At 65.2% G+C, this 14,681-nt stretch carries 14 protein-coding genes; 8 read left to right on the plus strand and 6 right to left on the minus strand.

The window, feature by feature from the left end:
* The first annotated feature begins 6 nt into the window (after positions 1 to 6).
* The 4 genes from AMD14_RS15360 to AMD14_RS15375 all read left to right on the plus strand — a co-directional run bounded on the left by AMD14_RS15360 (position 7) and on the right by AMD14_RS15375 (position 4,291).
* On the plus strand, positions 7 to 522 hold the full coding sequence (locus tag AMD14_RS15360; RefSeq protein WP_003487781.1) for a DUF2271 domain-containing protein: 516 nt from the start codon (positions 7 to 9) through the stop codon (positions 520 to 522).
* Between the two features lie 184 nt (positions 523 to 706).
* The gene (locus AMD14_RS15365; protein ID WP_005919180.1) at positions 707 to 1,510 is read left to right on the plus strand and encodes a DUF4198 domain-containing protein; all 804 of its coding nucleotides are present in this window, start codon (positions 707 to 709) and stop codon (positions 1,508 to 1,510) included.
* A 67-nt stretch (positions 1,511 to 1,577) separates the two neighbouring features.
* Positions 1,578 to 2,552: an FAD:protein FMN transferase gene (locus tag AMD14_RS15370; RefSeq protein WP_015463445.1), complete on the plus strand. Its 975-nt coding sequence runs from the start codon at positions 1,578 to 1,580 to the stop codon at positions 2,550 to 2,552.
* The gene (locus tag AMD14_RS15375) at positions 2,549 to 4,291 is read left to right on the plus strand and encodes a flavodoxin domain-containing protein (RefSeq protein ID WP_011051936.1); all 1,743 of its coding nucleotides are present in this window, start codon (positions 2,549 to 2,551) and stop codon (positions 4,289 to 4,291) included. The genes AMD14_RS15370 and AMD14_RS15375 overlap by 4 nt, the downstream gene beginning before the upstream one ends.
* Before the next feature lie 170 nt (positions 4,292 to 4,461).
* On the opposite strand, the gene xopAW is transcribed toward AMD14_RS15375, so the two are convergent.
* The 3 genes from xopAW to AMD14_RS15390 all read right to left on the minus strand — a co-directional run bounded on the left by xopAW (position 4,462) and on the right by AMD14_RS15390 (position 6,848).
* The gene (gene xopAW, locus AMD14_RS15380; protein WP_011051937.1) at positions 4,462 to 5,127 is read right to left on the minus strand and encodes an EF-hand domain-containing protein; all 666 of its coding nucleotides are present in this window, start codon (positions 5,125 to 5,127) and stop codon (positions 4,462 to 4,464) included.
* Between the two features lie 154 nt (positions 5,128 to 5,281).
* Positions 5,282 to 6,112: a HutD/Ves family protein gene (locus tag AMD14_RS15385; protein ID WP_011051938.1), complete on the minus strand. Its 831-nt coding sequence runs from the start codon at positions 6,110 to 6,112 to the stop codon at positions 5,282 to 5,284.
* Between the two features lie 361 nt (positions 6,113 to 6,473).
* Entirely contained in the window at positions 6,474 to 6,848 is a 375-nt protein-coding gene (locus AMD14_RS15390; RefSeq protein ID WP_003487793.1) for a ComEA family DNA-binding protein, read from the minus strand.
* Positions 6,849 to 7,005: 157 nt separating this feature from the next.
* Between AMD14_RS15390 and AMD14_RS15395 the strand changes: the two genes are divergently transcribed.
* The 4 genes from AMD14_RS15395 to murU all read left to right on the plus strand — a co-directional run bounded on the left by AMD14_RS15395 (position 7,006) and on the right by murU (position 11,063).
* Positions 7,006 to 8,499, plus strand: coding sequence for a M20 family metallopeptidase (locus tag AMD14_RS15395; protein ID WP_011051939.1), 1,494 nt, complete (start codon positions 7,006 to 7,008; stop codon positions 8,497 to 8,499).
* A 507-nt stretch (positions 8,500 to 9,006) separates the two neighbouring features.
* Entirely contained in the window at positions 9,007 to 9,279 is a 273-nt protein-coding gene (locus AMD14_RS15400) for a GlsB/YeaQ/YmgE family stress response membrane protein (protein WP_003487798.1), read from the plus strand.
* Positions 9,280 to 9,336: 57 nt separating this feature from the next.
* Entirely contained in the window at positions 9,337 to 10,356 is a 1,020-nt protein-coding gene (locus tag AMD14_RS15405) for an aminoglycoside phosphotransferase family protein (protein WP_011051940.1), read from the plus strand.
* Positions 10,353 to 11,063 (plus strand): N-acetylmuramate alpha-1-phosphate uridylyltransferase MurU, encoded by a 711-nt coding sequence (murU, locus tag AMD14_RS15410; protein ID WP_011051941.1) that lies wholly within the window; start codon positions 10,353 to 10,355, stop codon positions 11,061 to 11,063. Before AMD14_RS15405 ends, murU begins: the two co-directional genes overlap by 4 nt.
* Positions 11,064 to 11,623: 560 nt before the next feature.
* Here the strand turns inward: murU and hda are convergent.
* The 3 genes from hda to AMD14_RS15425 are packed head-to-tail and all read right to left on the minus strand — an operon-like array spanning position 11,624 to position 14,597.
* Positions 11,624 to 12,325 carry a DnaA regulatory inactivator Hda gene (hda, locus tag AMD14_RS15415; RefSeq protein WP_011051942.1) on the minus strand — a complete coding sequence of 234 codons (702 nt, stop codon included), beginning with the start codon at positions 12,323 to 12,325 and terminating at the stop codon, positions 11,624 to 11,626.
* On the minus strand, positions 12,322 to 13,488 hold the full coding sequence (locus tag AMD14_RS15420) for an AI-2E family transporter (protein WP_003487806.1): 1,167 nt from the start codon (positions 13,486 to 13,488) through the stop codon (positions 12,322 to 12,324). Before AMD14_RS15420 ends, hda begins: the two co-directional genes overlap by 4 nt.
* On the minus strand, positions 13,485 to 14,597 hold the full coding sequence (locus AMD14_RS15425) for a DUF2066 domain-containing protein (protein WP_016850073.1): 1,113 nt from the start codon (positions 14,595 to 14,597) through the stop codon (positions 13,485 to 13,487). The genes AMD14_RS15420 and AMD14_RS15425 overlap by 4 nt, the downstream gene beginning before the upstream one ends.
* Between the last annotated feature and the right edge of the window lie 84 nt (positions 14,598 to 14,681).

The raw sequence follows: 14,681 nt of genomic DNA on the forward strand, positions 1-14,681 counted from the left end.
ACGATCATGCGCGCCACCCTGACCATCGCCCTGAGCGGCCTGCTCGCCATGCCGGCGTATGCCGCCACACTCGACATCAACGTCGAAATCCCCAAGCTCAACGTCGCCGAGTACCACCGCCCGTATGTTGCGGTCTGGCTGGAAGGCGCAGATCAGAAGGTCGCCGCCAATCTGGCGGTCTGGTATCAATCCAGGGACACCGCCGAAGGCCACGGCACCAAATGGCTGCCGGATCTGCGCCAGTGGTGGCGCAAGAGCGGCCGCACCCTGAGCGTGCCGGTCGATGGCGTCACCGGCCCCACCCGGCCGGCCGGCGCGCATGCGCTGTCGTTCTCCGATAGCAAGGGCGCATTGAAGTCGCTGCCGTCGGGGCAATACACGCTGGTGGTGGAAGCCGCACGCGAAGTTGGCGGCCGCGAACTGGTCAAGCTGCCTTTCACCTGGCCGGCGACGTCCGCGCAGACAGCCAAAGCCAGCGGCAGCAGCGAGCTCGGTGCGATCAGCCTGGTTGCAAAGCCCTGACTGCTGCGTTGGCGTTCGCAGCGCCGTGCACCGCGCCTTGCGTCGTCGTGCAAGGTGCGCCCTGGGCATTGAACCAAGGTCTGTCGCTCAAGACCCATCGTTTTCCACGCATCCAAACAGCGTCGCAGTCTCGCGCTGATCAGACACGTGACCCATCGTTGCCATCGTCTTTCAAGGAGTTGTCATGAAACGTTCGCTCGTCCTGGTTGCCCTGCTTGCCACCCTGCCGCTCAGCGCACTCGCCCACAAGGCCTGGTTGCTGCCGTCGCAGACCGTCATCGCTGGCGACGCGCCGTGGATCACGGTGGATGCTGCGGTCTCCAACGATCTGTTCTACTTCAATCACGTGCCGCTGCGACTGGACAACCTGAGCATCACCGCACCCGATGGCAGCGCGCTCAAGCCGGAGAACCCGGCCACCGGCAAGTACCGCAGCGTGTTCGACCTGCAGCTCACCCAGCCCGGCACCTACAAGCTCGCCATCGTCAACGCAGGCCTGTTCGCCAGCTGGAAAGAAGACGGCAAACCCAAGCGCTGGCGTGGCAACGAAACCAGCTTCGCCACCGAAGTGCCGAAAAACGCCAAGGAACTGCAGGTCTCGCAATCGCTCAACCGTGTGGAAACCTTCGTCACCCGCGGCGCACCCACGGACACCGTGTTCAAGCCCAGCGGCAAGGGCATCGAGTTGATTCCGGTGACGCACCCCAACGATCTGGTCGCCGGCGAAGCCGCGCACTTCACCCTGCAACTGGATGGCAAACCGGCCGCCGGGCTGGAGATCGACGTCGTGCGCGGCGGCACCCGTTACCGGAATGCGCAGAACGAGATCAAGCTCAAGACCGATGCGAAGGGCGGCTTCAGCGTCACCTGGCCGGAAGCGGGCATGTACTGGCTGGAAACCACCATCGAAGACACCAAGACCTCGCTGCCGCAGGCCAAGCAGCGCCGCCTGGGCTATGTCGCCACCCTGGAAGTATTGCCGCAGTAATCTGCCGGCACGCGGCAGGAGCGCACACAGCGTGCGTCCTGCCGCCCCATCCTCATAAGACCCGTCCATGCCCGCATCGTCTTCCGCCGACCACGCCGTTGCCACGCTCGGCGGCCGCAGCATGGGCACCACCTGGAGCGTGAAGCTGGTGGCGCCGCGCGGACGCGATCTGCACCCCTTGCATGCGTGCATCCAGGCCGCGCTGGACCGCGTGGTCGCGCAGATGAGTACCTGGAAGGCCGATTCGGATATCAGCCGTTACAACCGCGCACCGGCAGGCAGCTGGCACCACCTGCCGGACGAATTCCACGCAGTGCTGAGCGCAGCATTGGAGTTCGCACAGGCCAGCGAGGGTGCCTCCGATCCCACCGTCGGCCCGATGGTCGAGCTATGGGGCTTTGGCGCTTCCGGCACGCGCCAGCGCGTGCCGGAAGCGCAGGCGATCGCATTGGCGAGCCTGCGTTGCGGCTGGCAACGCCTGCAGCTGGATGGCAGGCGGGTGCTGCAGCCGGGCGCAGCGGCGCTGGATCTGTCCGGCATCGCCAAGGGCTTCGGTGTGGACTGCGTGCATCGCGCATTGCTGCAGTCGGGTATCGACAGTGCATTGATCGAGGTCGGCGGCGAATTGTTCGGTTACGGACGCAAGCCCGATGCCAGCGCGTGGCGCGTGTTGGTCGAATCCGCCCCCGACGAAGACGCCGGCAGCGCGCTGCCACCACGCGTGCTGGCGCTGGACGGCCTGGCGGTCGCCACCTCCGGCGATCGCTGGCACCGCTTCGATGCCGACGGCACACGCTATACGCACACCCTCGACCCACGCACCGGCGCGCCCGTTCCGCATGCCCCTGCGGCGGTCACCGTACTCGCGCCCGATGCGATGCAGGCCGATGCCTGGGCCACCGCGATGACCGTGCTTGGCGCCGATGCCGGTCTTGCCCATGCGCGCAAGGCGGAACTGGCCGTGCGATTCCTGGCACGCAAGGACGGCATCCTGCTCGAATCGATGAGCCCGGCATTCGAACGCCACCTGTCCGCGTCATGAGCAACACCACCTCACGCGTGTGGCTGGGCAACGGGCTGGCTCTGCTGGCGCTTGCGGTCATCGTCGGCTGGCTGGCCGGCCTGCATGAGGGCGCATGGTGGAGCCCACCCACGCCGCATCGCTGGCAACTGGCAGCGCTCGGCCTGGCAATGTATCTGGGCCTGTGCGCGGTCGTACTGCTGCGTGCCCGCAAGCGTGTCGGCGCACAACGCGCAGACGCCAGCGGCGTGTTGATCATCTGGGCAAGCCAGACCGGATTTGCGCGTGAGCTGGCGCAACGCAGCGTTGCCGCGCTGCAATCGGCCGGCGTCGGCGCGCATGCGCTGCCGATCGAAGCCGTCGATAGCGGTCAACTCGCACGCGTGCCGCGGCTGCTGTGCATCGTCAGCACCACCGGCGAAGGCGATGCGCCCGACCATGCGCAGGCCGCCGAGCGCGCCTGGCGTGCCGACCACGCGCAGGATCTGACGGCGGTGCAGTACGCAGTGCTGGCGCTTGGCGACCGTGGTTACGCGCACTACTGCGCGTTCGGCCGACGCCTCGACGATCGCCTGCAGGCGCGCGGCGCCACTCGCCTGTTCGAGCGCATCGAGGTCGATAACGCTGACCCCAACGCCCTGCAGCACTGGCAACGCCGTCTGGCGGAACTGGCGCCCGCACTGGCGACGCAACCCGACTGGAGCCTGCCCACCTACACCACCTGGCAGCTACGCGAACGTGTCCACGTCAATCCCGGCAGTGCGGGTGCGCCGATTTACCGACTGCGCCTGACGCCATGCGATGGCGCGTTGCCGCAGTGGAGCGCAGGCGATATCGCGGAGATCGCACCGCGTCATGCCCCGGATGCGGTCGAGTCCTGGCTGCGGCGTAACCACTACGATGGCGCGCAGCAGATCGACGGCCGCCCCCTGCGCGACTGGCTCGGCGGCGCGCAACTTCCCGTCGATACCGGTGCCGCTCTCGGTATCGATGTGGGTGCCGGTGCCAGCCCCGATGCAGAAGCGGAAGCAGAAGCCGGAGTCAAAAGCGACCGAGGTGTGGGTACGAATACAGATGCGACTACAGGCGGAGCTAGAACTGCAGGCGACAGTTCCACAATGGACGCAGAAGCAATGGTGCGCCGCCTGGCCCCCCTGCCCCATCGCGACTATTCGCTCGCATCCATTCCCGAGGAAGGCCATGCAGAACTGCTGGTACGCGAGCATCGGCACGCCGACGGCAGCCTGGGGCTGGGTAGCGGCTGGCTCTGCGTCCATGCACCGATCGGCGCAGCCATCGCGCTGCGCTTGCGCAGCAACCCCGGCTTCCACCCACCCGCACCCGACCAGCCGATGCTGCTGATCGGCAATGGCACCGGCATCGCCGGTCTGCGCGCGCATCTGCGTGCACGCATCGCAGCCGGCGCGCGGCGCAACTGGCTGCTGTTCGGCGAACGCAATGCCGCGCACGACGCGCTGTATGCCGACGAGCTGCAGCAGTGGCATCAGGACGGCTGGATCGAGCGCTTGGATCTTGTCTACTCGCGCGATCAACCACAGCGACCGCATTACGTCCAACACGCGCTGGCGGCCGCCGCCGACCGCCTGCGTCATTGGATCGACCAAGATGCCTGCATCTACGTCTGCGGCAGTCTGCGCGGCATGGCACCCGAACTCGACCGCACGCTGGATTGCATCCTCGGAGCCGATGTCAGACAGGAACTGCTGGGCAGCGGGCGCTATCGCCGCGACGTGTATTGACCCATCGCACGCGGCACCGCCAAAAGCGCTCAATAAAGCGATTACGCAGGTACCCGCAGCGCGTCTGCTGCTGAAATCCGCAACATCCCTGCTTGCGGTGGCTGCGCGCTAGACGCACCGGCTGATCCAGGACCGCACTCCGGCTTCCCCATTCTCTCTCGATCACCGCATTACGCTGCCAGATCGACCAGATTGCTCGTTGTCGCGCTGCCGCCAATGCTGCGGTACTGCCCCACGGCCATCTGCATCAACGCTGCATAGGCCTGCTGCGTACCGTCGCTGCTGGATGCATCGGCCGACGACGGCGGTCGCGGCGGCGGATCGCGTGGCTGCATCGCTTCCTGCAGTTCCTGCAGACTCAATGCCCCGCTCTTGTCGCTGTCGAGCAGGTCCAGCAGCTGCGTGCTCGACGCACTGTCGCCATTGACCAGTGTGCTCAATTCACCGCTGCTGACACTGTCGTCACCATCGCTGTCCAGGCCGGCAAACAAGGACTGCACATCCTGTCCTTGCTCACCCGGCAGTGGCGGTGGCGGCGGCAAGGCCTGCGCCAGTTCGCTCTCGCTGACGGTGCCGCCACCATCCTGATCGAGCATGCTCAGCAGCCCGTCGATGTCGATCTTGCTGTCGTCATCGCTATTGGACGACAGCGCGGTCGATAGCTCGGACGCGGTCAGGCTGCCATCGCTGTCGCTATCGATGGACTTGAACAACTGCGTCAGCGGATTGGTTTTTTCTGCCTGCGCGGCGGATGCGGCGTTGCCGGTGGTCGCACTGCGGCTTGCATAGGACGGGTAGGCGGCATAGCCGGCTCCGACCGAGCTGATGGTACTCATTGGTTTCCCCCTGGAATTGCCGGAACCACTCCCGGCGCCTGCACTGTTCCCTAGCCAGGTGGCACAGCGATGCCGTCGCTTGTCTGCGTTGACACGAACGCATCCGGGCGCGTGCCAGGAGGCGCGCCCTGCTCGCAGATACGTGAAAAAGGCCCTAGACCGGGCTCACCCGGATCGCCAGCAGCTCGCCGCCGCCGTCGAGCACGTGGCGCGTGCGTGTGGAGGCGCTCAGCCACGCGGTATCGCCGGCAGCCAACGGTGGCAAGCCACTCTCGCGCCCGAAGCTGGCCTGGCCTGCCAGCAGGTGGATCGCCCACGCGCTGCCCGGGTCGGCGAAAAACAACATGGTGCCGACCAGCGGCCGGTGCAGCAGTTCGGTCTGCAGCCGATCGCGCCGCCACATCAGGTTGAAATCCTGGGTCGGCCCGTCGAGCAGCGTGGCATGTACCGTTTCCTCGCCTGCAAATCGGACGCGCTGGTGCGGCGGCAGCAACTCGCAGCTGCGATGACTGCTGCCAGGAACGTCGGTACCGGCGCCGGCGGCATGGTCGCCCCGGCCAGCGCCACTGGCCTTATTGCCATTGCCATTGCCATTGCCATTGCCATTGCCGCTATCGCTTTTGCTGACGCCACCGCTAGTAGCCGTGCCGATGCCGATGCCAATGCCTGCACTGGTGCGGGTGCGGGTGCGGGTGCCTGTGTTGGTGTCGGTGCCAGTGCTGGTGTCGCTGCCCATACCGCTGGCAGCATTGCCAAACTGCAGCCGCATGCCATTGCCATGCAACAACACCAGCTCGCGATCGATGCCCGGGAACGCGGAAAACACCGCATCCTGCTCGATCTCGGCAATCGACAGGCGTAGCGACCACGCATCGGCGTCGCCGAGGCGCAGGATCTCGCGCGTCCAGCCCAGTTGATTGCGCCACCGCTCACGGCGGTACTCGGTGGCCGGAATCACCCGGCTGCTCAGGTCTGTCAGCTGCATGGGCACATTGTGCCGCAAGCCCGGCGCCAAGCCGTCATGCTGTGACTTAAGCCTGCTGCCGAGCCTCAGGCTTGCTACCTAGCCTCAAACTCGAGGATGTGGCCGACTCCTACAAAACGACTGACGCCTCACGATGTAACCGGCGCTTCATGCTGTGACTGCCTCTTTCCTGCAGTCGCAGACGCTTGCGTGCGCTCGCAACCCACACGGACCCAAAACGAAAAACGCCCGGCTGCACATCCAAGTGCAACACCGGGCGATTCCACGTCCTTGTCGGCTTCCAGCCATCCCCCGGACATCCTGTCCAGTTAGGTTGCGGCCACGCATCCTCGCGTCGAACCGTATCTCGGATCCCTTCCCCTTAACGCCGTCCCACCGGTTTCACCGCCGCCCCCTTGGCAGCCTTCTTGGCTGGAGCCATCGTGGCTCCAACTTCGATCAGGTCGCGATTCCGTTCGACCGTCTTGAGTCCGATGCCCTTGACCAGTGCCAGTTCCTCGGCGCTTTTGAAGGGACCGTTTGCCTGACGGTGCTCGACGATTGCCTCGGCTTTTGACCGCCCGACATTCACCAGCACCTTGTCCAATTCCTCAGCAGACGCGGTGTTGATATCGACCTTGTCGAGTGCATACGCATTCGAGGACAACAGCAACGCCAGTAGCAGGGACTTCAGGACTACGGTAAATGACTTCATTGCAACGCTCCTTGTGGCTTGGGTGATGGTCCTAGCCAGCATTCCTGCCAGCGGAGCCAGTGTCCCGCGCCACATGCAGCAATCCTATCGCCAACGAACTTTTCACACAGCCGGTGAACTGCGCGTCGCCTTGTAGGGAAATACCTACCCCCCGAGGCGGGCGTAGAATGTCCGGCTACGTCATGCATTCGGAGTCTCCATGGACAGCGCCAAGATCGACCAATTCGTCAGCGACACCTGGGACCGCGAGATCGTCCCGCAATTGGTCGATTACATTCGCATCCCCAATAAATCGCCGATGTTCGACGCCGATTGGGTCGCGCACGGCTACATGGAGCAGGCGGTCACCCTGATGGAAACCTGGGCGCGCGCGCAGGCCATCGAGGGCATGCAGGTCGAGGTGGTGCGCCTGGAAGGCCGCACGCCGTTGATCTTCATCGAGATTCCGGCAACCGGTGCCGAATCGGGCGACGACACCGTGCTGCTGTACGGCCACCTGGACAAGCAGCCGGAAATGACCGGCTGGGATGCGGACCTCGGCCCATGGGAGCCGGTGCTGCGCGACGACAAGTTGTACGGGCGCGGTGGCGCCGACGATGGTTACGCGATCTTCGGTTTGCTGGCGGCGGTACTGGCGCTGCGCACCCAGGGCCTGCCGCATGCGCGCTGCGTGGTGCTGATCGAGGCCTGCGAGGAATCCGGCAGCTACGACCTGCCGGCCTACGTCGACCATCTGGCCGCACGCATCGGCAAGCCATCGCTGGTGGTGTGCCTGGATTCGGGCTGCGGCAACTATGAGCAGCTGTGGTGCACCACCTCGCTGCGCGGGCTGACCGGCGGCAACCTGAGCGTGAAGGTGCTGGAGGAAGGCGTGCATTCGGGCGATGCCTCCGGCGTAGTGCCGTCCAGCTTCCGCCTGCTGCGCCAGTTGCTGTCGCGGATCGAGGACGAAGCCAGCGGCCGCATCCTGCTGGACGGGCTGCATGTGCAGGTGCCAGCCGAACGGCTGGCGCAGGCCAAGGCCGCTGCGGCGACGCTGGATACCGCCATCTTTGACAAGTTCCCGATGGTCGAGGGCCTGGTGCCGATGCACGACGACCTCACCGAGCTGGTGTTGAACCGCACCTGGCGCCCGGCGTTGTCGATCACCGGTGTGGATGGCATGCCGCCGCTGGCGTCGGCCGGCAACGTGCTGCGTCCGCAGACCGCGGTGAAGCTGTCGCTGCGTCTGCCGCCAACCGCCGACGGCAAGGCCTGTGGCGAACTGCTGAAAGAGGCCTTGCTGCGCGACCCACCCAACGGCGCACAGGTGACGCTGGAACTGGAAAAGGCCTCGTCGGGCTGGAATGCGCCCGAGATGGCGCCATGGCTGGCAAAAGCCATCGACGACGCCAGCCTGGCGTTCTTCGACAAGCCGGCGATGTACATGGGCGAAGGCGGCTCGATCCCGTTCATGGGCATGCTGGGCGAGAAGTTTCCCGGCGCACAGTTCATGATCACCGGCGTGCTCGGCCCGCATTCCAATGCGCATGGCCCCAACGAGTTCCTGCACATCCCGATGGGCAAGCGGGTCACGGCCTGCGTGTCCAAGGTGATCGCCGAGCACCACGCCGCCTGCCTGCGCGGCGAGACCAGCGGCTCGCCGGTGGCGGCCGATAGCGGCACCCGTCATGGTGGGCATGGTTGCTGTTGAGTTGTGGCTTCATCGATGCGCGCGGTTGGCGCGCATCGATGTCATGAGAGGTCGGTCTGCGTTTTCAAATGAGGATTGGTGCGGGTGCGCCTTGGTCGGCGGCTAACCCGCTTGGCGGCCAGGCTTGCTGGTGCAACCTGGCCGCCGGGCTTCACGCACTGCCTGGCCCCGCACCCTCCCCCAACCCCGCTCCCGTTGGGAGAGGGGCTAGCCGTTGCTCTTCTTCGGGACGTGCCTGGTGCGCATTGCCCAGCGCAGGACCGGTGTGTTTTGCACGCCTAAATCGTCAAGGTTCTCGCAGGGGTTTCTTTATCGAAAGACGACTTCTCTGTGGGAAGACAACTTCCCGAGAGATAACAGCCCGAGACCATGAGCGCTTGGCAGCAGGAGCCGATGACCATGCCATCCTGAAGGCAGTGCATCCGCTTGCGCGCTCCTGTGCCCGCTGCGTGGGGCAGCGACATCCGAAATGCTAGTCTGCCGATCCCGTCCACCTTCGGTGCTGCGATGAATCATCTGTTTGGTAGCGACAGCTGGCTCTACATTCTGCTGGTCGGTTTTGTGGTTGGGCTGCTGGCGCGTTTCATTACGCCTGGTACGCAACGTCTGGGCTGCCTGCTGACGATCGTGCTGGGTATTGCCGGTGCCGTGGTCGCGACCTGGTTTGGCCGTTACATGGGGTGGTACCGCGCGGGCGAGCCGGCCGGTTTCCTTGGCGCGCTGCTCGGAGCGATTGCCATCCTGGCGTTGTTGCGGTTGTTCAGTGGCAGCAAGCGCTGAGCGTTTCGACGCGTTTCTGCTGCGTCTATCCATCACTTCACCACGCATCTTCTCTCCATGACGTCACTTCATCCGGATCCTGCGCGCGACGCGCTTCGCCTGCATTGGGCACAGCAAGCGCTCGACGATCCACAGGCCTCGCTGCAGCGCGCATCGGTCGATGCGGGGTTTCGCAGTTATTGGCGCACGCGCGGGGGTGGTGTGGATCGCATCTTGATGGATGCGCCGCCGCAGCTGGAAAACGTTGCGCCGTGGCTGCGCATGCATGCGCTATTGGGCGCCCATGGGGTACGCGTACCGCAGGTACTTGCCCAGGACCTGGAAAACGGTTTTTTGCTATTGGAGGACCTGGGCGTGCCAACGCTGGCACAGGTGCTCACCGACGCCAATGCCGACGATTTGCTGGATGGCGCGATTGCCCAGCTGCTGCTGCTGCAACAAATCCCCCCACCTGCCGATAGTGGCGTGTTTGGCGAAGCGCTGCTCCAACGCGATGCCGGCTTGTTCGAAGAATGGTTTTTGGGTCGCCACCTGGGCGTGCAGCTGGACTGCGCCCATGCCGAGCAGTTGCAATTGGTGCAGCGCCGCCTGATGGACAACGCGCTGGCGCAGCCGCGCGTTTTCACCCACCGCGATTTCATGCCGCGCAATCTGATGCCGGTGCCCGATGGCCCGGCGGTGCTGGATTTTCAGGACTGCGTGATCGGCCCGATCGCCTACGACCCGATCAGCCTGTTCAAGGACACCTCGGTGAGCTGGCCGATCGCTCGGGTAGACGGCTGGCTGCAGCACTATCATTCACGAGCAACGGCTGCCAGGTTGCCGGTGCCGCCGCTGGCGCACTTCCTGCGCGATGCGGACTGGATGGGCGTGCAGCGCCACCTGAAAAACCTGGGGATTTTCTCGCGCCTGAGTCATCGCGATGGCAAGCATTGGTATCTGGACAATGTGCCGCGTTTCATTGCGTATCTGGACGAAGTACTGCCGCGCTACGCCGAGCTTGCGCCGTTAATCGGCCTGCTTGACGAGGTGATCAAACCCGCGCTGACTGCGCGTGCGCAGCAGGTCCCGACGTGAAGGCGCTGATCTTTGCCGCAGGATTCGGCGAGCGCATGCGCCCGCTGACAGAGCACACGCCCAAGCCGCTGCTGTCCGTCGGTGGTGCGCCGTTGATCGTGTGGCACCTTCGCAAGTTGGCGGCGCTGGGCGTGGACGAGGCGGTGATCAATACCTCATGGCTAGCCGAACAATTCCCGCAGCTGTTGGGAGACGGCAGCGCGTACGGTCTACGGCTGACCTATTCCTACGAAGGGACCACACCGCTGGAAACCGGCGGCGGCATGTTGCATGCGCTGCCGCTGTTGGGCGATGCGCCCTTCTTGCTGATCAACGGCGACATCTGGACCGATTTCGATTTTTCCCGGCTGTCGCATGCACCCAAAGGACTTGCAGAGCTGGTATTGGTTGACCGCCCCAGCTACGCAGCGCGCGCAGACTTTGCGCTGGATGCGGATGGCAAGGTACGCGTAGATCTGCCTGCGACGCTCACCTATTCGGGCATTGGCATGTATCGACCGGCGCTGCTGCGCGATTGGCAATCGGTCAATGGCCCGTTGCCGGAGCAGGTCGGCACCGCACCTCGTTTTGCGCTGGCGCCGATCTTGCGCGCAAAGATGGCCCAAGGCCTGATCGATGGCATCCATCACCCTGGACGCTGGACCGATGTCGGTACCCCGCAGCGGCTGGCCGCGCTGGATGCCCAGTTGCTGGGCGACGGCGGCTGATCGCCACGCTTGCTGCTGCAACGTTCGCAAACAAGCGCATCGCCAAAGACAGCTTCGAGCGACGGCTCGATGGTTACAACGTGTTTGCCGCATGCGCCCGATCGACGGGTGACATGCTGTCGGCACCGGCAATAACGTTGCTTGGTTCGAAACAGCTGATCGGACTGCACTTATCGGCCGGCCGCGCCACGTGCACGGCTTACAACCACGCACACCGAAGATCTCAACTGGTCTTCGCAACGAACTTGCATCGTCAAGCGCGCCGGTGCCCTCACCGCGCGGGACACGCCGTCACCCGTCCTTGCGGGTGAGGGCACCGCAGCAGAACATTGGTCGGCAGTTTAAGGAAGCGGCTCGTGATATGCAGGCGGCGATGTGTAGCGAGCGAACGTCGCCTGTCGGTGCACTGACACCGACCAACTTGACTGGTCCTTGCCCGCCACCGTCGCCGGACCCTTTGGCGGCACAGATGCCGCCACGGAGCTGGATGGACCTACCTGCAGCGTGTCCCGCGACGGTGTGCGGGCAAGGCTCTGCAGAACATCCGCACATCAGCAGCGCTACGAGCCGCGATCCTCAAGCACACGCCGAAGGAACGGCACGGTGATGCGGCGTTTTGCGGCCAATGATTCGCGATCCAGGCGATCCAGCAAGGCCACCAGCGCCGCCAATTCACGCTCGCTGTGGGTCAGCAGCCAGTCGATCGCCGCTTCGTCCAGCGCCAGGCCGCGACGCTGCGCGCGGTCGCGCAGCACCGCCGCGCGTGCCGCATCGTCGAGCACGGGCAACCCGATCCGGATGCATTGCGCCAACCGCGAACGCAGGTCCGGCAACACCAACGCCAGTCCATCGGGCATCTGTCGCGCGGTGTACAACAGCGTGATGCCGGCCGCGCGCGCGCGATTGTGGAAATCGAACAACGCCACTTCGTCGTCGCGTTGGCCGGCGATGCTTTCCACGCCATCCAGGGCGACCAGGCTGCGGCCTTCCAGCGCTTCGAGCGCATCGCGCAAGCGGCCGGCGGCCGCCTGCAGCGGCAGATACGCCGGCGTGCGCCCGGCCTGCTCGGCGGCGGCGCACAGCGATAGCGCCAGATGCGTCTTGCCGGTGCCGGCGGGGCCGGAGAGATACAGCCAATCGCTCACCTGCCCCGCAGCCAGCGCCTGCAATTGCGCAAGCAGGCCGTCGGGCGCGGCGATGTAACTGTCGAAACGCTGATCGGGTGGCGCGCGCAACGCCAGCGGCAACTGCGGAACACTCACAACCGATCTGCATCCTTGCTGGGGTCGATGATCACGCTGCGCTCGGGCGTGGACCGCAGCACGATGCCGGCGCGCTCGCCCGCATACAGATCGCTGCGCGTGTACTGCTCATGCGCATAGCGCAACAGCACGTTGGCCACCGCCGCGACAGGCAATGCCAGCAACATGCCGAGGAAGCCGAACAACTGGCCGCCGGCCATCACCGCGAAGATCACCGCCACCGGATGCAGGCCGATCTTGTCGCCGACGATGCGCGGAGTGAGCACGTAGCTTTCCAGCAACTGGCCCACCGTGAACACGACACCTACGCCGATCAGCAATTTCAGATCCAGCCCTTGCGCCTGCACGATGGCCGCCAGCAATGCGAGCACGATGCCGGTAGTCGCGCCCAGGTACGGGATGAAACTGATCAAGCCGGCGATGATGCCGATCAACAAGCCTAGATTGAGCCCGATGATGGACATACCGGTGGCGTAGATCGCACCCAGCGCCAGCATCACCAGGAACTGGCCGCGGATGAAGCCACCGAGCACGTCGTTGGATTCCTGTGCCAGCCGGCTTGCGGTGCCGATGTAAGCACGCGGGATGACGGCAGCCACACGCTCGACCAAACGATCCCAGTCACGCAGGAAGTAGAACGCCAGGATCGGCAGCAGCGCCAGGTTGATCACCCAGGTCACCATTGCAAAGCCCGAACGCGACACGTAGCCGAAGAGCGTCTTGGCGGCGCCACCGGCCTGTTCCCAGTGGCTGCGGATCCAGTCGATCAAGCGCTCCGGGTCCAGCCAGGCCATCAGCTGCATGCCGGTCTTGGCTTCCAGCCATGGAATGGCGGTGCCGATCGCCCAGTTGCGCATCTGCGGCAGCGCATCGATCAAGGTCATGATCTGGCGCTCGATCATCGGCACCAGAATCATCAGCGCCAGCACGAACAGCAGCGTTGCCAGCACGAACACCAGCACCACTGCGACATTGCGCGAGCGTCCGGCGCGTTCGATGCGGTCCACCAGCGGGTCGCCCAGCCATGCCAGCAACAGCGCCAGCACGAACGGGGTCAAGATCGGCGCCAGCAGCGAGACCACCCACAACACACCGACAATCACCGCCGCCCATTTGAGGCGACGCAGGAACAGGGCAATTTCGGCTTCGGGAGTCAAAGTCATTTCAGGCGGTACTCGGCGTGCTCGTTTTCGAGAATGATCGGGCCCTCGGTCGGTACCGAGACCGAGACCAGCGGGCTGTTGTCGCCGAGCATACGGTTGAGGCCGGAAATGCCCGTGAGCAATTCCAGGTCCACTTCCATGCGGTCGCCATTGGCGCTGACCGGGCGGATGCTGCGTACCACCGAGACGCCCTGCAGCGCGGCCGACACGCGCAGATAATCGTCGGCGCTGCTGATGCCGGTGATCACCACGCGGTAGACACCGGGCACGCCCGAATCCACCCGCTTGGCATAGCGCTTGACCAACGCATCGGCAGCGCCGTCGGCACCGGCCGCCATGGCGCGGCGTGCGTCGCCGTCGCTGCTGGTCCAGCTGGACAGCACATTGCCGTTGTCCACGAACACCCAGTCCGCAGTCCAGCCGGCGGCGTTGCGGTAGAGCTTGCCGATCAACTGCATCGGCGGGCTGTATTTGGCGGAGGCGCGCGACACCGCGGCGGTGTCCTTGCGCCAGATCGCGCCAGCCAGTGCCTGCTCGGCGGCGGCGCCGCTCGGCAGACCGAGACGGTAACCGCGTTCGATCGCACGGTCCAGCACGCTACGCGCGGCATTGGCCTGGGCCACGCCAACCAGACGTGGGCCGCTGCCGTCGTCGATGGCCAGCCACAGCACCGGCTTGGGCCGCGGCAAGGGCCACACCGGCAAACCCAGCGCGGCGATCAGGCCATCCACATCCGATTGCCGGAAACGTGCCACCAGGGTCGTACGGAAGGTCGGCGCGCCGGTGCGCGAGGTACCCTGATCCTGGCGGTAGTCGTAGTGTTCGACGTAGTTGGGCGCATTGCGCAGCGCCTGCGGCACGCCGGGACGGCTCATCACGCCGCGGTCGCCGGAGACCTTGCCCAGCACGGCGCCGAGCGCACGTGCCAGTGCGCCGGGGCGATCGGATTCGCTCTGGCTATTGACCGGCACTTCGGCGTCGTAGGCACTTTGCGCCTTGGCAACGTCGCCTTCGGTGCGCAGATCTGCTTGCGCAAAGGCCGGAGCGACGGGCATTGCGACCACGAGGGCGAGAAAGAAAGCGAGACTGCGGCGCATCGACGGTTCCATGACATAAGCGTATCCGGGTGAATTGTTGCCCGAATGGGGCGCTAGCGCCAACGTGGCTGCTAAAATCGCCGCCTTATACCGCCG

The sequence above is a fragment of the Xanthomonas citri pv. citri genome (assembly GCF_000961215.1).
GTDB lineage: Bacteria > Pseudomonadota > Gammaproteobacteria > Xanthomonadales > Xanthomonadaceae > Xanthomonas > Xanthomonas cissicola.